Below are 15119 nucleotides of genomic sequence, written 5' to 3'. Positions count from 1 at the left end.
TTTCTCCAGCTTCCCATTCTTGCTCTTTGCAATTTTGATTATGTTTGTTATGGGTCCAGGTCTCATCAATCTCTATATTGCATTAGGTCTTTTAATGTGGACTACCACCGCAAGGCTGATTCGTGGCGATGTCATGCGCCTGAAGAATTCTGAATACATTCAGTCTTGTATTCTGTCTGGCGGTAATAGCTTCCGCATCATCATGAAACATCTCTTGCCTAACTGTATGTCAACGCTGATTGTTGTTTCTACCTTGGGTATTCCAAGTGCAATTCTTTCTGAGGCAACGCTTTCGTTCTTGGGATTGGGCGTTCAGCCGCCTGAGGCAAGTTGGGGCCAAATGATTGCGGCGTCTCAGCCATACCTTGCATCACAGCCTCTCTACAGCATTGCCCCAGGTATTGTCATCATCATTACAGTTATGTCCTTTAACTTGCTCGGCGACGCCCTTCGCGACGCCCTTGATCCAAAGATGCGTTCTTAGAAAGGAGGTTACGTTGATGGCAGAAAAAACAGATGCTCTTGCACAAGAGAGTGATCAGACAAAAGAGACCAAAGATGCGTCATGTGAGCACGTCATTGAGGGTCCTAACGGTCAGTCTGTGCAATTTTGCAGCCTTGAAGAGCGCCTCCTTGCGCAAGAGACCACTCAGAAGGAGCGAGAAGAACAGTGCAAGAAAAACGTTCTTCTCGACGTCAATCATCTTGATGTCACGCTCTTCACCGAAGATGGCGCACTTCCTGCAGTAAGTGACCTCTCGTTTATCATGCGAAAAGGCGAGACTCTTGCGGTAGTAGGAGAGTCTGGCTGCGGTAAGTCCATGACGGCTTTGTCGGTTATGGGATTGCTTCCCACACCTCCTGCACAAATTACCGGCGGAGAAATTATTTTTGAGGGAACTGATTTAACTCAGCTTCCTCGTGGTGGCATGCGTGACTTCCGTGGTAATCGCATTGGCATGATTTTCCAGGAGCCTATGACCTCCTTGAACCCTGTAATGAAATCTGGTCTTCAGATTCGTGAGGGCATCCTTGTTCATAATCCCAACATGAGCAAACAGGAGGCAGATCAGAAGGCCCTTGATATGATCAAACTGGTGGGTATTCCTGCACCAGAGAAGGTCTTCTCGTCATATCCTCATGAGCTTTCTGGTGGTATGCGCCAGCGTGTCATGATTGCTATGGCACTTGCGTGCCAGCCTTCGCTGCTTATCTGTGACGAGCCAACAACCGCGCTTGACGTAACGGTTCAGGCACAGATTCTGCAGATCATTGACCGCATGAAGCAAGACTTGGGTACCGCCGTCATGCTGATTACGCATGATATGGGCGTTGTTTCCGAGATGGCTGACTGGGTTCTTGTCATGTACGCTGGTCATCGTGTTGAGTATGCGCAGTCTGCAGAGCTCTTTACTAACCCTCTGCACCCCTATGCTCAGGGCCTGATTGCATCCATTCCATCGTTTGACGAGCACACCAAGGAACTCTATGCAATTCCTGGTAGCGTTCCTATGCTTTCTCACATGCCTTCTGGCTGTCCGTTCCATCCACGTTGTCCGTTTGCTAAGGACATTTGTAAGAACCGTCGTCCTGGCTTGACTGCTGTTGGTGAAGACAATTGCCATACTGTCAGCTGTTGGAAATACACTGATGAGTGGGGTGAGTAGTCATGGCAGAAGAGAAAAACACAGACGTTAAGGACCTTTCTGGCGAGAAAACTATCTTGTCCGTAAAGAACTTGGTTAAGCGATTCCCCATTAAAAACGGTGTTTTTGGTCGTTCAAACGCTTCAGTTCATGCGGTTGAGGATGTTTCGTTTGACCTTAGGCGCAAAGAGACTCTGGCTATTGTTGGCGAGTCTGGCTGCGGAAAGTCTACAACCGGCAAGTGCGTGCTGCGCCTCACCGAGCCAACCTCTGGTACGGTTGAGCTTGATGGGGAAGACTTCACCTCGCTTAAGGGAGAAGACCTCAAGCGTGCACGTCAGAAGATGAAGCTTATTTTCCAGGATCCTTACAGCTCACTAAACCCTCGTATGACGGTCATGGATATCATTGGCGAGCCAATTGATATCGCGGGTACGTATAAGACAAAGGCAGAGCGCGATGCTCGCATTGAAGAGGTTATGGAGGAAGTTGGCCTTAACCTTGAGTTTAAGTACCGCTACCCTCATGAGTTCTCGGGTGGTCAGCGTCAGCGTATTGGTATTGCGCGCGCTATTGTGCTTGAGCCAGAGATTGTTGTCTGCGACGAGCCTGATTCTGCACTGGACGTTTCTGTTCAGTCAAACGTAATTAACCTGCTTGAAGAGCTGCAGAAAGAGCACGGTCTGGCATATATCTTTATCAGTCACGACCTCTCGGTTGTCCGCCACATTGCAGATACTGTTATGGTCATGTACCTGGGCCACCAGATGGAGTTTGCTACAAAAGATGCCCTCTTTGAGCATCCTTTGCACCCCTATACTCAGGCACTTCTTGACGTTATTCCTCGTATTCGTCACGAGCGTATCCAAGAGAAGCGTATTCTTCAAGGCGATGTTCCAAGCCCTGCAAATCCACCTTCGGGTTGTGTATTCCACACACGCTGCCCTAAGGCAATGAAGGTTTGCTCCGAGCGCATTCCTGAGCGCATCGAGGCTGAGCCGGGTCACTTCTGCGCCTGCCACTTGTACGACGCGTCGCTTTCTGATTCCGACCGCATACCTCAGGTTGCACATGCTATTGAGGCGGCTCAGAAGGCCGTAGAAGAAGCGCGCCTTGAGGAGAAGATTTCCGAGTAGCGCCTACTGTTGTCGTGTCTTAAAACGGCTTACAAACACAAAAGGGCGAGAAGACCAATTGATCTTCTCGCCCTTGTTTTGTATGAAGGAAACGCTTACTTCTTCTTAACCTTATCAAAGTGAGGGTTAACCAAAACGGTGAGGCCGGTAAACTCTGGCTTCAAGACGTAAGGCATCTGAGGCCAGTCGATAGGCAGGCAAGCATAGTCTGTGTGAGTCATAAGACTGTCTGCCTGACGGGTAAGCTCCAGGACCTTATCGTTGTCGTTAACGGTTGAACGAGCCTGATCAACCAGGCTGTCAAACTCGGTGCTGTTGTAGAAGGAAGACTTCTTTGCAGCGCGGTCAGAGCGGAAGTAAGAGCCCATGTGCTCAACACCCTGGAACGAGAGAGTAGACCAGGTAACAAGAGTGACTTCAAGCTCTCCGTTGGTACGTGCGTCGCTCCAAACGCCAGAGTCAATAACAATTACGTTACAGGTAACGCCAATCTTGGACCAAGCATCCTGAAGGGCAACCATGAGGTTCTGATCCTGGCTTCTGACCTGTGCGTTAAGAGTGAGGTTAGAAACACCAGCCTCTGCAAGAAGTTGCTTTGCCTTGTCTACGTTGTACTCAAACTCTGGAGCGGACTCGTTGTAGCCGGTCTCAGAAGATGGGATAAACGACTTAGCAGGCTTTGCAACACCAGAAAGAATGGTGCTACAAATGGTGTCTCTATCAATTGCCATAGAGAGTGCCTGACGAACGCGAACATCTTTGAGGTTCTCGCTCTTAAGGTTCAAGTTTACAAACTGCGTGGATGCAGGTGTGTAGTTGACAATCTCTTTGGAAATAGACTCATCATTTTGGTACTGCTGGATAAGAGACTGAGAAATAAAGACCAGGTCAACATCATTGTTCTTATAGTTAAGAATACGAGTATTGGCATCATCGATGTAAACAAATCTGAGCTCATCTAGGCCAGGCTTGCCCTCATGGTAGTCAGCAAATCCCTCAAGAACAACCTCAGTAGTGCTGTCGTTTGAAACAAGCTTATAAGCGCCAGTACCAATGAAGTTGGTCTCAGTACCCCATGCCTCACCGGCTTCTTTGCAAGCCTTCTCTGGGTAGATAACAGCGTAGAACTGAGCCATAATTGCATTAAAGGTTGAATAAGGCTGAGTCAGTTTGATGTCAAAGTGACGGTCATCCTTAATAACAACACCAGAAAGTTCCTCTGTTGTGCCGGCAATGATGTCTTTAGCACCCTCGATGTATGCGTACGAGTCAATTGAGGTTGCCTTAGTAGCTGGCAAGAACATACGCGTCAAGGTGTATTTAACGTCAGAGGACTTAAGGGTCTCTCCGTTGTGGAACTTGATGCCATCCTTAAGCTCATATGAGTAGGTAAGACCATCATCAGAGACGGTAGGAAGGCCAGTTACCAGGTTTGGCTCAATTTCTTTTGTGTCTGGGTTAAGCACCAGCAAAGATTCTGCAACTGCCTCAGATACGCCAACAGAACCAGAAGTCTTTTGAGTATCAAAGGTTACCTTTGGGTTATTTACGCCAAAGCGCAATACTTTTTTATCAGAGTCTCCGCCAGCTGAACCGCCACAAGCAGAAAGTAGTGAAGCAGAACTAGCGGCAACGGCAGCCGCCAAAGATCCACGTAAGAATGTTTTACGGGAAAGGTTAGTAAATACATGCTCTTTCATAGGGCGCCTTCCGTTTGTATCTTCAAAACATGAAGTTTAAATGTAAGAACTGGCTTCTTAATACCCAAATTAATTGTATGCAATACAGAAAAATGTTTCATGAGTGAAAAAACATTGTGAAGGAAGAGTTGTCAGGGTGGCATGAAGAACGTAAAAGCGATAAAGTCATAGACTCATTAAGGGTATACCTTTAACGTGAATTTAGATAGAAGTACTGACTGATAAGAGGGTTTTGTGGTTATTCCAGATATCGTAAAAGATGCATTCAATGATGTTCCAGATCTTCCTGCTTCTGAGCGTCCTCTTATCTGTGTAACCCCTCGTTGGATGCCTGAAGAAAATTTTTCTGATTCTGCTTCTGTATCACAAATTCAGTTTGATGCCATTCTTGCAGCTGGCGGCATTCCAATCATGATGCCTTTAACAGAAGATCCAGAAGTTATTGGTCAGTTTGTTGAGATGTGTGACGGCTTCTGCCTCACTGGTGGTCATGATGTTGACCCTCGCAATTGGGGAGAAGAACCACGCGACCTTAATCGTTTGTGTCCTATACGAGATGCGCTTGAGTTTGAGCTGGTAAAGCAGGTACTTGCTGCAGATAAACCTTTACTTGCTATTTGCCGTGGCCTTCAGCTTTTAAATGTTGTGCTGGGCGGTACGCTTGTACAAGATCTGCATACCATGGAGCCAGCAGAAAATCATACTTTCTGGACTCATTCAGCAAATCTGTATCATCCAGCTCATGCTGTTCATGTTCAAAAAGACTCTTTGCTATACAACGCCTTGGGCCAGGTAGAGGACATTCAGGCAAATTCATATCACGATGAGGCACTCCGAAAGGTGTCTTCTGAACTTACGGTAGTTGCCTATGCGTCAGACGGCATTATTGAAGGCGCTGAGGTCAAGGGGAAGACGTTTGCCTTAGGCGTACAGTGGCATCCAGAGTATGGATGGCATTACAGCAAGGCTGATTGCGAACTTTGGAAATCCTTTGTTACAGCTTCACGAGCCTCACGGTCTTCTCGTTAATACATTGATACTCTAAACTGCGTTAACTATTTGGTTAGCGCAGTTTTTTGTAAGGGAGTTTTATGAGTGACGTTCTAGATAGATTTATTGCGTATTGCAAGGTTTCTTCTCAGTCTAATCCTCTGACGGCAGATGCCGTTCCTTCAACTGAGTCTCAGCACCAGATGGCTGAGGTTGTTGCGGCTGATCTTCGTGAGCTTGGTGCAGAAAATGTAGTTGTTGATGAGCACGCCTACGTGGTTGCTCACTGGCCGGCAAGCAAGGGTTTGGAGGACCTTCCAACTCTTGGTTTCTGCTGCCATATTGATACGGCTTGGCAGTCTTGGGGTAACCCCGTTCATCCTCAGGTTGTTACGTATGAGGGCGGCAAGCTGGTAGTTGGTTCTGATCGCGAGGGTAGAGAGGTCTATATCAGCCCTGAGACAAATCCTCAGCTTGAGCATATGGTTGGTTGGCAGCTGGTTACCACTGATGGCACGTCGCTGCTTGGCGGCGACGACAAGGCTGGCATTGCCATGCTGGTCAGCTTGCTCGCTCGCTACAAAGAGCATCCAGAGCTTAAGCACCCACGCATCGCACTTGCCTTTGTTCCTGATGAGGAGATTGGCCACGGCGCTGCTCTTCTCGACCTTGATACCTTTGGTGCTGCGTATGGCTATACCATTGACGGCGGTCCCTTTGGTGAGTTCTGCTACGAGACGTTTAATGCCGCTGAGGTGTTTGTACGTGCTCACGGACTTTCGGTTCATACAGGTACCGCAAAAGGCCAGATGATTAATGCGTCTGAGGCAATCATGCGCTTCCACGAGCTGCTTCCCCCTGCGGAGCGTCCTGAGTTCACTGAGGGCTATGATGGCTTCTTCTATCTGGAACGCGTCAATGGTGATTGCGAGTCTGCTCGCGCTGATTACATTATTCGTGACCACGATCAGGCAAAGGTTGAGCGTCGCAAGCAGTTGATGGTTGACGCTGCGGCGTATGTAAACAAGCAGATTGGCTCTGAGGTACTTTCCGTTGAGATTCACGACCAGTATCACAACTTGGCTGACATCGTATTAAAGCCTGAGTATGCGCACTTAATCGAGAATGCACGCACTGCATACGAGAAGGTCGGCGTAGAAATGACCTGCATTCCAATGCGTGGCGGCACCGACGGATCCCAGCTTTCCTTTAGAGGATTCCCGTGCGCTAATCTTTCTGCTTGCTACTACAATGCTCACGGTGTCAGAGAGTTTGTTCCTGTCCCAGAGCTTGAGAGCATGGTTGACATGCTTGAGCACCTGGTAGAGCTCTACACCCATCCACAAAACTAGGAGATTTCATGACTCATTTTGAGACTGATACACAGTATCTGATTGACACTACAAAGAAACTTGTTGAGTGCGATAGTCCTGTTGGCTACTATGAGCGCATTCACGAGCTGCTCCGTGAGCTTGTCGCTGAGGCAGGCTATGAGCTTCAAATTGACAATAAGGCTACTGCATACGTCCTGGTAGAAGGCAAGGATACCAGCAAGACTGTTGGCGTTAATGCTCACCTTGATACCATTGGCCTGATTGTCCGTGGCTTCAACTCAGACGGTACGCTGCGCGTTCGTCAGCTGGGTGGCATCAACTACCACAGCATTGAGGGCGAGACCTGCCACGTTGTCTGTAGAGACGGCTCCGTTGTTGACGGCCAGGTAATCTGCAACCACCACTCCGTTCACGTCTTTGAAGACGCTAGAACCATGGAGCGCAACGAGGACAATATGTCCATCTCGCTTATCGCTGACGTTTCTTCCCCTGAGGAAGCTCGTGCACTGGGCGTTTCCGAGGGCGCGGTTGTTGCTATTGACCCACACTTTGAGATGTATGACAACGGCTATATGGTTTCTCGCTTTATCGACGATAAGGCTTGTGTTGCAGCGCAGCTTCATACGCTCCGTTGGCTTGCACAGTCTGGCGAGAAACCCCTCTATAACACCTTGTTTGCATTCCCCATGTACGAGGAGATTGGTCACGGCGGCGCATTCTTGCCTGTTGAGGTGGATGAGTACGTATCGCTGGACATTACCCTTATTGGCCCTGACTACAATTCAAACGAGCACCACGTAGGCATCATTGTTTCTGATATTCGCTCGCCTTACGATTGGGAAGTTTCCAACAAACTTATTGCGTGTGCGCAGGAGGTTGTTGAGCCAGAAAAGTGGAACCAGCAGGTTGCCTTCCACTTCTCAACTGATGCTAACGCTGCATATTTCTCCGGCAACGATCTTAAGAGCGGCGCATTTGGCCCAGCATGCCTCAACACTCACGGTCGTGAGCGTTGCCACATCGATGCAATTATCGGCACCGAGAACCTGTGCCGTGCGTACGTCCTTGGATATGGCGAGAAGAACTAGTTTTTCTCGCCATGGGCACGTTTTGCCTACATGGATGTATCAAAGAGTTTGTAAGATATGCTGTATATCGTGTGAATTTTGCCGTAGACGTGATAAGGTAGCCTTAGTTAACTTTTCGAGTCAGGAGTGATTCATGGATAGACGTTCGTTTCTTAAGCTTGCAGGTCTTATTCCAGCTGCTGCACTTTTCGGCTGTTCTGGAACAGGTCAAGAGAAGCCTCAAGAAAATGCTTCAGAAGAGAAAAAAAAGTCTGAGCCTGTTGCCGTAAGAGTTGCAACACTTAAAGGGCCTACCGCCATGGGCTTAGTTAAGTTTATGAGTGAGGTTGAAGCGCAAAATATCACGGACAACAACTATTCCTTTGAGATCTTGGATGCTCCTGATCAGGTAGTTGCCAAGGTTGCTCAGGGTGATGTGGACGTTGCATCTATTCCTGCAAACCTTGCAGCTACACTCTTTAACAAGACTAAGGGTGCATACAAGGTAGCTTGTCTTAATGTACTCAATGTTCTCTACATTGTTGAGACAGGTAACGCTATCTCTAAATTTGCTGATCTTAAGGGAAAGACACTCTACGCCTCTGGTAAAGGTGCTGTTCCTGAGTACGCCTTATCCTATCTGTTAAGCAAAAACGGTATGACGCTTGGCGAGGATGTCCAGGTTGAGTGGAAGAGTGAGCACACCGAGTGTGTTGCTGCTTTAGCTCAAGACCCAGAGGGAATTGCGCTGCTCCCACAGCCTTTTGTTACGGTGGCACAAAGCAAGAACAGCCAGATTCGCGTTGCAATCGACCTTGGCGCTGAGTGGGAGGCTGTCAATCCTCAGAGCAAGCTGATTGCAGGCGTCACTATTATTTCCTCAAAGCTTATCTCAGATTCTCCAGATGCCGTTACAGCTTTACTTTCTCACTACAAAGACTCGGTTGAGTTTGCGGTAGATCATCCAGACGATGCCGCCACACTTGTGGGCAAATATGGTATTGTCCCAGAGCCTATTGCCAAGGTTGCGTTGCCTAAGTGTAATATTACGTATATCGACGGCGCAGATATGAAGACGGCGCTTTCAAGTTATTTAGGCATTCTGGCTGAGGCTAATCCTCAGGCAGTAGGCGGACAGGTTCCTGGAGACGATTTCTACTTTGGCGCATAACCCGCACATAAAAGATAGTATTTCTGCCCGAGGTGGCGCCAAGAAAGGCGCTGCCTCGGCAGATTTTTCTGTCGAGAAAAACGATCAGGCCCAAAGCGTAGGTCAGACCCAAGGTGTGGGCCGCGTGCAAGGCAAACCGACTGTGCGCAAAGTTGCTTCTAGCTGGGGAGCACGTTTAGGTGCACTGGTATTTTGGCTTGTCGTGTGGCAGATGGCTGCTGTTGTCATCAATCAGGATATTGTTTTAACTTCACCTATTCAGACCATTCAGACGCTTTTCTCGCTAGCTCAACTGCGCGAGTTTTGGGTTTCTATTGGACTTTCTCTTTTACGTATTTTTGCTGGTGGAGCACTTGCTTTTACCGTTGGCTCCTTGCTGGCGTTTTTGAGTTTTAAGTACAAACTGATCAAGATTCTTTTTGAGCCGCTTATTTCTACGATTAAATCAATTCCCGTGGCATCGTTTGTCATCTTGCTACTAATCTGGGTTCGCACGCCCTACCTCTCAATTTCAATTTCATTTTTGATGGCACTTCCCATCATCTACATTGCAGTACTTGAGGGGCTCCTCAGCACTGACCAGCAGCTTATTGAGATGGCTGATGTATACCACATTCACGGTTGGCATCGCATTAAATCAATTTATTTGTCGCAGATTATGCCCTCGCTTAAGACAGCCACCTCACTTGCCATGGGATTTTGCTGGAAGTCGGGAATTGCTGCCGAGGTCATTGGCCTTCCCACATTCTCCATTGGCGAGCACCTCTATAACGCTAAAGTGTATTTGGATACGCCAGCCCTTTTTGCGTGGACGCTTGTGGTTATTGTGATGAGCGCACTTGGCGAGAAGATCGTGATGCGGTTAGTTTCATGGGCTGCTGCAAGGTTAGAAAAGAGCTGCTCATGAGTATGAACACAACTAATTGTGCCTATGCAACCGAGCAGTTGCTTGAGGTAAAAAACATCACTAAATCGTTTGGTAATACGGTTGTGCTTGATGATTTTTCCTACAAATTTGAGAGGGGAGTGTACGTACTCTCTGAGCCCTCTGGAGCAGGTAAAACAACACTTCTTCGTATTCTTTGTGGTCTTGAAGTGACTGATTCAGGCACAGTGCTTAAAGCGCCTGACACTAAAACGGTCATGATGTTTCAGGAAGATAGACTGCTAGAAAACTTGAGCGTTATGGCAAATATCATGCTTGCTATACAGTTGCACTCAAAGGAGCAAAAACAAAGCGCCCGAAAGCGTATTAAAGAGGCGCTTTGTGAGGTAGGACTTGAAGGAACAGAAAACAATCCTGTTTCTGAGCTTTCCGGTGGTCAAAAGAGACGCGTTGCTCTTTTACGTACACTCTTTGCAGATGCAGACATCTTGCTCTTTGATGAGCCGCTCAAGGGATTAGACGAAGCGCTTAAGCAGCAGGTTATTGCCTCTGTCAAACCGTTCATTGAATCAAAAGTTGTAATTTGGGTAACTCATACTCCTGAAGAAGTAAAACTGCTAGGCTCTTATACAGCACTGCAGTTATAGGAGTGAACTACATGTACAAGGTAATTCTCGCCGGCGGAATGGCGTCTGGTAAATCAACTGTTTCTAAAATGTTTGAAGCAGCAGGTGGTCTGCGCTTTGACCTTGATGAGGTTTCTCGTAGACTTCTGAGACCTGGATGCGAGTGTACGTATCGTGTGGCAGAGGCTTTTGGTAACGATCTGTTGGATCCCGTTACTCATGAGATTAATAGACGAGAGCTTGGTCGTAGGGCTTTTGCCACTAGAGAATCTGCTGAGCTCTTAGAAGAGCTTGAGATGCCTTTTATCAGGGAATATATGCGTCAATTCCTCACAAAAGAGGCTCCTGCTGCAGATGCTCAGTTCTGCTTTGTAGAGGTTCCGCTGCTTGACCGCGTTGAAGACTTGCTTGAGCTGGTTGATGAAGTTGTTGTTGTTGTAGCGCCTTTGGAACTGAGAGCAGAACGCGCTGAACAGCGAGGATCTTCTCGCCAAGAGTTTGAGCAGCGTATAGCGCATCAGCCTTCCGATACGTATTTGCGTAATCAGGCAGATACGGTGTTTGTAAACTCTGAAGGCCTTGATGATCTTAAAGCACAGGTAGAACTTTGGTTAAACGCTCGGTTTAACCAGCATTCAGAGCAATAAGTTATAGCTTACGTGCGCGGCCTCTAGAAGGGTGTCCTCAGTGAACTCTCTACCTTGGCAGCTGCATCATCAAAGGTAATTTCAAGGCAGTTCTTGAGCATGTTTTGGCCAACACAATAAATGCCATCGTTAACACATGCGCTGCCAATAGCAACTGCCTTGTTAAACACAGCTTTCTGATCAAAGACAGGAACACCATTTTGCTTAAGGAACGAGAAGACTTCTTGAGGGGTATCTAGTTTCTTAACAGAAGCGTCTGCCTTAAGAAGGTCTTCAAGCTCTTCTTTTGCAGGTTGAGCAACACTGCCACCGATAATTATTGCCATTTGATAGCAAGCTGCACAAAGATCAGAGCGTCCTAGCTTCCACTCCATATAGGCCAAGCGATAGTACACCAGAGCAACATCTGAGCTAGAGAAAATGTGTGCGATAAGGTCTTTGAGCAGCTTTGCAGCCTCAAAAACTTTTGACTGATCTTCTAATGTTCTTACCAATAGCAGCGTTGCATCAATTCCCAAAGGAGAAATTCTATGGGCTTCTTGTGCATAGCGTTCTGCTTTTTCTGGCTGTTCAAGCAGGTTGTAGGCGCGAGCCATTCTTGCTAAAGACATAAAATAGGTGTCTGGAATAAGCACCAGTTTTCTTGGCTCATTGGGGAATGCAAGGTTATAAGCTACGCGCTCTGAGAGGGAATCAAAATATCTGTAGATAGAATCAGAGTCATCCAGATACAGACCCATATCAAGGGTTGGTGAAACCTGAGACTCAAGCTCTGCAAGCACCTTTTCTAGAGCGTCTGCATCTGGCTCTCCATCCATGATGTTATTTATGGATTGAAGCGTTTTTTGCAAAGGCGAACCAAAGAGGAATTTCTCGGCCATAGACCTTCTGTCCGAGAAATCAATAGTGCCCTCAACCAGGCCATGGATGACTCTATCAAAGCCTTCAATGGCGTAAATATCAGAAGTTGAAGCTTTTGCTTCCTCAAATTTACCAACTGCATCTGCGGTAGAGGCATCTTTTGGGATGTTGTTGAGAGTGGTGTTCCAAAGCCTAATGCGATGAGATGCCTCAGAGTATCCAAGGTCACTTACCTTTTGGGCTCCACAAACAGCAGTAACTGCTGACGAGCAGGGGCGATCAGAAAGGTCTGGCATTTCAAAGAAGCTACGAGGAGAAACCCACTCGTCTGTTGGCTTCATAAAAGGCTCAACTTCGCTAAACCAACCTTCAGAGTCAAAAGAAACTCTGAGCGCTGGATCTTGTGGGAAGCTGTTGCCGTCAATTTGAGTGTTTGCTGCAGTAGGCAAGAGGCGAGCAAGAGCAGCCTCGTTTAAGTCCATGGATAGGACAATGCGTTCTTCTCCGCGCAAGCTGCCGTTGATGCAGACGCGAGAGATTTTGCAGCTTTGAAGTGCCATACGAGCCACGCAAAGAGAAGTACGCAGCGCGTAAGCGCGCGCCGCTGCAATTTGCTCTGCCTTTTCTGCGGATAAGAAACTAAAGCAGCGAGGACGAGCTACAAAGAACTCGAATACCAAAATATCAAGTTGTGGATTGTAGGAGAAGTTATACACCATCCTAAAAGGGAATGGCGTGTTCTCAACGTAGTTGGCAAACCAGAGACGCTTCATCCAGTCTGAGCTGCCATCAGCGTTACCGCTAAAAGGAGCAACCTGCTCAGAAAGAGAAGCTGACTTGGGCATGAGACTTGCTACCTGCGAGAGGGTAGTACGAACAAGCTGAAGATCTGTCTCAGAAGCATGTGTATTCTTTAGGGCTTCAACATCTTGTGAAATGTTGAGGATTGCTTCTGTTGCAATAAAAGCATCGTACTCTTCTGGTGCGCACTCCATTGTGTTAGCGTTGAACCACCAGCGACCCGTTCTGTCCAGCTTATGAACATCGCCCTTGGGCAGATTGGTATTCTCGAGATTTTTAGAGCGCATCAGCATCTCTTGAAGACCAGCCTCTGCAATCTGATTGTTTGCAACAAGGTCTTTAAGAGCGGCAATGACATTATTTGAGCGCAGCAAAATCTTCTCTAGGGTAGAACCCTGAGGTTGCTTTGAAGCTTTATTTAGCGAGAAAAGATCTGAGACGCCCAAGGTATCTCCTTTATCTGATGTAACTTGTTTATTTAAATGCTAGTTTAACGCATATAGGTAATGTATTTATTACCCGTCACACTTTGAAACTATACTGCAATTTATAAATAGTATAGAACAAGTGTTTCAGTTTTGAGAAGTGGGGTATACTACTTTCACAAGAAAAGGAGAATCTCATGGATGCATCTCATGCTGAAGATCAACATAAAGAATATATAGGTGCTGAACTGCGCCGATTTGGTCGTGAAGTAGGAGAAGAGAAGCTTCAGGTAGTATCTCCTTTTGAACCCGCAGGTGACCAGCCACAGGCAATAGAAAAGCTTGCTCAAGGAATTGAAGACGGGCTTAGGTACCAGACGCTCTTAGGTGTTACGGGTTCGGGTAAGACCTTCTCTATGGCTAAAACTATCGAGAAGCTCAACCGCCCCACGCTTATTATGGAACCCAATAAAACACTAGCTGCACAGGTTGCTTCAGAGATGAAGGAGCTCTTTCCTAACAACGCTGTTGTGTACTTTGTCTCCTACTATGACTACTACCAGCCAGAGGCATATGTTCCGCAGTCTGATACGTACATAGAAAAAGATGCTTCCATCAATGAAGAGGTAGAGAAGCTCCGTCACCAGGCAACTTCATCGCTTCTATCTAGACGAGATGTCATTGTAGTTGCATCTGTATCGTGTATTTACGGTATTGGTAGCCCTCAAGATTATGCAGGTCTTGCACCTAATGTAGATAAATCTGTTCCTCTTGAGCGCGATGATTTTATTAAAGATCTTATTGATGTTCAGTACGATAGAAATGATTACGACCTGCAGCGCGGTATGTTTAGGGTTCGTGGAGACGTTGTTGATGTGTTCCCGCCGTATGCAGAAAATCCGCTGCGTATTGAGTTCTTTGGTGATGAAGTAGAAAGTATTTCAGAGGTTAGCAATGTAACGGGAGAAGTGCTTAGAGAGTTTGATGCTATTCCAATTTGGCCAGCATCTCACTACGTTACTGAGCGTCCAAAGATTACCAATGCTCTTACAACACTCTCGTAAGAGATGGAAGCTCGTGTTAAAGAGCGTAAAGAAAACGATAAATTGCTAGAAGCTCAGCGTCTTGCTCAGAGGACAAACTATGATCTAGAGATGCTTGAGACTATGGGTTATTGCAATGGTATTGAGAACTACTCGCGCCATTTAGATGGGCGTGCTCCCGGTGAGCCTCCCTATACACTCATTGATTATTTCCCTAAAGACATGATTTGCATCATTGATGAGTCACATGTTACCGTTCCTCAAATAAGAGGTATGTATGAGGGTGATAGGTCTCGTAAGGTTACGCTGGTAGATCACGGATTTAGACTTCCTTCTGCACTTGATAACAGGCCGCTCAGATTTGACGAATTTGAGGGACGTATTCCACAGTTTATTTACGTCTCTGCAACTCCTGGAGACTACGAAGAGACGGTTGCCCAACAACAGGTTGAGCAGATTATTCGTCCAACTGGCCTCCTAGATCCAAAGATTGATGTCAGACCAGTAAGGGGTCAGATTGATGATCTTATTTCAGAGGTCAAAGAGAGAGTAGCAAAAAAAGAGCGCGTTCTTGTTACCACGCTTACTAAAAGAATGGCAGAAGATCTTACAGATCACCTGCTAGATGAGGGCATTAAAGTCAACTATATGCACTCGGATACCGCTACGCTTGACCGCGTAGAAATCATTAGAGATTTGCGCCAGGGAAAGATTGACGTACTGGTTGGAATTAACCTTTTGCGAGAAGGACTTGATATTCCAGAGGTTTCTCTCGTAGCTATTCTT

Annotated in this window: 12 protein-coding genes and 1 pseudogene; 11 read left to right on the top strand and 2 right to left on the bottom strand. The window is 47.0% G+C overall.

The genetic code is table 11. The features are described from left to right. From RWJ43_RS03065 to RWJ43_RS03055, 3 genes are all read left to right on the top strand, one after another. On the top strand, positions 1–484 hold a 484-nt coding region (locus RWJ43_RS03065), incomplete at its 5' end, for an ABC transporter permease (protein WP_314007632.1). A gap of 16 nt (positions 485–500) precedes the next feature. Beyond that, positions 501–1667, top strand: a complete 1167-nt coding sequence (locus tag RWJ43_RS03060; protein ID WP_314007629.1) for an ABC transporter ATP-binding protein — start codon at positions 501–503, stop codon at positions 1665–1667. Between the two features lie 2 nt (positions 1668–1669). Continuing rightward, complete coding sequence (locus RWJ43_RS03055) at positions 1670–2782, top strand: dipeptide ABC transporter ATP-binding protein (protein ID WP_314007626.1); 1113 nt, start codon at positions 1670–1672, stop codon at positions 2780–2782. Positions 2783–2877: 95 nt separating this feature from the next. Here the strand turns inward: RWJ43_RS03055 and RWJ43_RS03050 are convergent, their stop codons facing one another. After that, positions 2878–4482 carry an ABC transporter substrate-binding protein gene (locus tag RWJ43_RS03050; RefSeq protein ID WP_314007624.1) on the bottom strand — a complete coding sequence of 535 codons (1605 nt, stop codon included), beginning with the start codon at positions 4480–4482 and terminating at the stop codon, positions 2878–2880. 234 nt (positions 4483–4716) lie between these two features. Here RWJ43_RS03050 and RWJ43_RS03045 point away from each other — a divergent pair, with 234 nt between their 5' ends. The 7 genes from RWJ43_RS03045 (at position 4717) to coaE (ending at position 11203) form a co-directional block, all read left to right on the top strand. After that, positions 4717–5511: a gamma-glutamyl-gamma-aminobutyrate hydrolase family protein gene (locus tag RWJ43_RS03045; protein WP_314007621.1), complete on the top strand. Its 795-nt coding sequence runs from the start codon at positions 4717–4719 to the stop codon at positions 5509–5511. Between the two features lie 62 nt (positions 5512–5573). Further along, the gene (pepT, locus tag RWJ43_RS03040) at positions 5574–6824 is read left to right on the top strand and encodes a peptidase T (RefSeq protein ID WP_314007619.1); all 1251 of its coding nucleotides are present in this window, start codon (positions 5574–5576) and stop codon (positions 6822–6824) included. An 8-nt stretch (positions 6825–6832) separates the two neighbouring features. Continuing rightward, positions 6833–7894: a M20/M25/M40 family metallo-hydrolase gene (locus RWJ43_RS03035; RefSeq protein WP_035427327.1), complete on the top strand. Its 1062-nt coding sequence runs from the start codon at positions 6833–6835 to the stop codon at positions 7892–7894. 133 nt (positions 7895–8027) lie between these two features. Then, the gene (locus RWJ43_RS03030) at positions 8028–9044 is read left to right on the top strand and encodes an ABC transporter substrate-binding protein (protein WP_314007616.1); all 1017 of its coding nucleotides are present in this window, start codon (positions 8028–8030) and stop codon (positions 9042–9044) included. Positions 9045–9186: 142 nt separating this feature from the next. Beyond that, positions 9187–9951, top strand: a complete 765-nt coding sequence (locus RWJ43_RS03025) for an ABC transporter permease subunit (RefSeq protein ID WP_314007613.1) — start codon at positions 9187–9189, stop codon at positions 9949–9951. 2 nt (positions 9952–9953) lie between these two features. After that, entirely contained in the window at positions 9954–10577 is a 624-nt protein-coding gene (locus tag RWJ43_RS03020; protein WP_314007610.1) for an ATP-binding cassette domain-containing protein, read from the top strand. A gap of 11 nt (positions 10578–10588) precedes the next feature. Further along, entirely contained in the window at positions 10589–11203 is a 615-nt protein-coding gene (gene coaE, locus RWJ43_RS03015) for a dephospho-CoA kinase (RefSeq protein WP_035432249.1), read from the top strand. A gap of 23 nt (positions 11204–11226) precedes the next feature. Here the strand turns inward: coaE and RWJ43_RS03010 are convergent, their stop codons facing one another. Beyond that, complete coding sequence (locus RWJ43_RS03010; RefSeq protein ID WP_314007606.1) at positions 11227–13311, bottom strand: tetratricopeptide repeat protein; 2085 nt, start codon at positions 13309–13311, stop codon at positions 11227–11229. A gap of 176 nt (positions 13312–13487) precedes the next feature. Between RWJ43_RS03010 and uvrB the strand changes: the two are divergent. Next, a pseudogene (gene uvrB / locus RWJ43_RS03005) lies at positions 13488–15119 on the top strand (excinuclease ABC subunit UvrB); the annotation flags it as partial.

It is taken from the genome of Lancefieldella parvula (assembly GCF_963530955.1).
GTDB classification, from domain to species: Bacteria; Actinomycetota; Coriobacteriia; order Coriobacteriales; family Atopobiaceae; genus Lancefieldella; species Lancefieldella parvula_A.
Note: the sequence above shows the minus strand (reverse complement) of the source record. Positions and strands in the feature narration are given on the sequence as shown.

Excerpts from the sequence above, each read along its gene's own strand:
- RWJ43_RS03020 (WP_314007610.1), top strand. The coding sequence starts at position 9,954 with ATGAACACAACTAATTGTGCCTATGCAACCGAGCAGTTGCTTGAGGTA.
- RWJ43_RS03055 (WP_314007626.1), top strand. The coding sequence starts at position 1,670 with ATGGCAGAAGAGAAAAACACAGACGTTAAGGACCTTTCTGGCGAGAAA.
- coaE (WP_035432249.1), top strand. The coding sequence starts at position 10,589 with ATGTACAAGGTAATTCTCGCCGGCGGAATGGCGTCTGGTAAATCAACT.
- RWJ43_RS03030 (WP_314007616.1), top strand. The coding sequence starts at position 8,028 with ATGGATAGACGTTCGTTTCTTAAGCTTGCAGGTCTTATTCCAGCTGCT.
- RWJ43_RS03060 (WP_314007629.1), top strand. The coding sequence starts at position 501 with ATGGCAGAAAAAACAGATGCTCTTGCACAAGAGAGTGATCAGACAAAA.
- pepT (WP_314007619.1), top strand. The coding sequence starts at position 5,574 with ATGAGTGACGTTCTAGATAGATTTATTGCGTATTGCAAGGTTTCTTCT.
- RWJ43_RS03050 (WP_314007624.1), bottom strand. The coding sequence starts at position 4,482 with ATGAAAGAGCATGTATTTACTAACCTTTCCCGTAAAACATTCTTACGT.
- RWJ43_RS03035 (WP_035427327.1), top strand. The coding sequence starts at position 6,833 with ATGACTCATTTTGAGACTGATACACAGTATCTGATTGACACTACAAAG.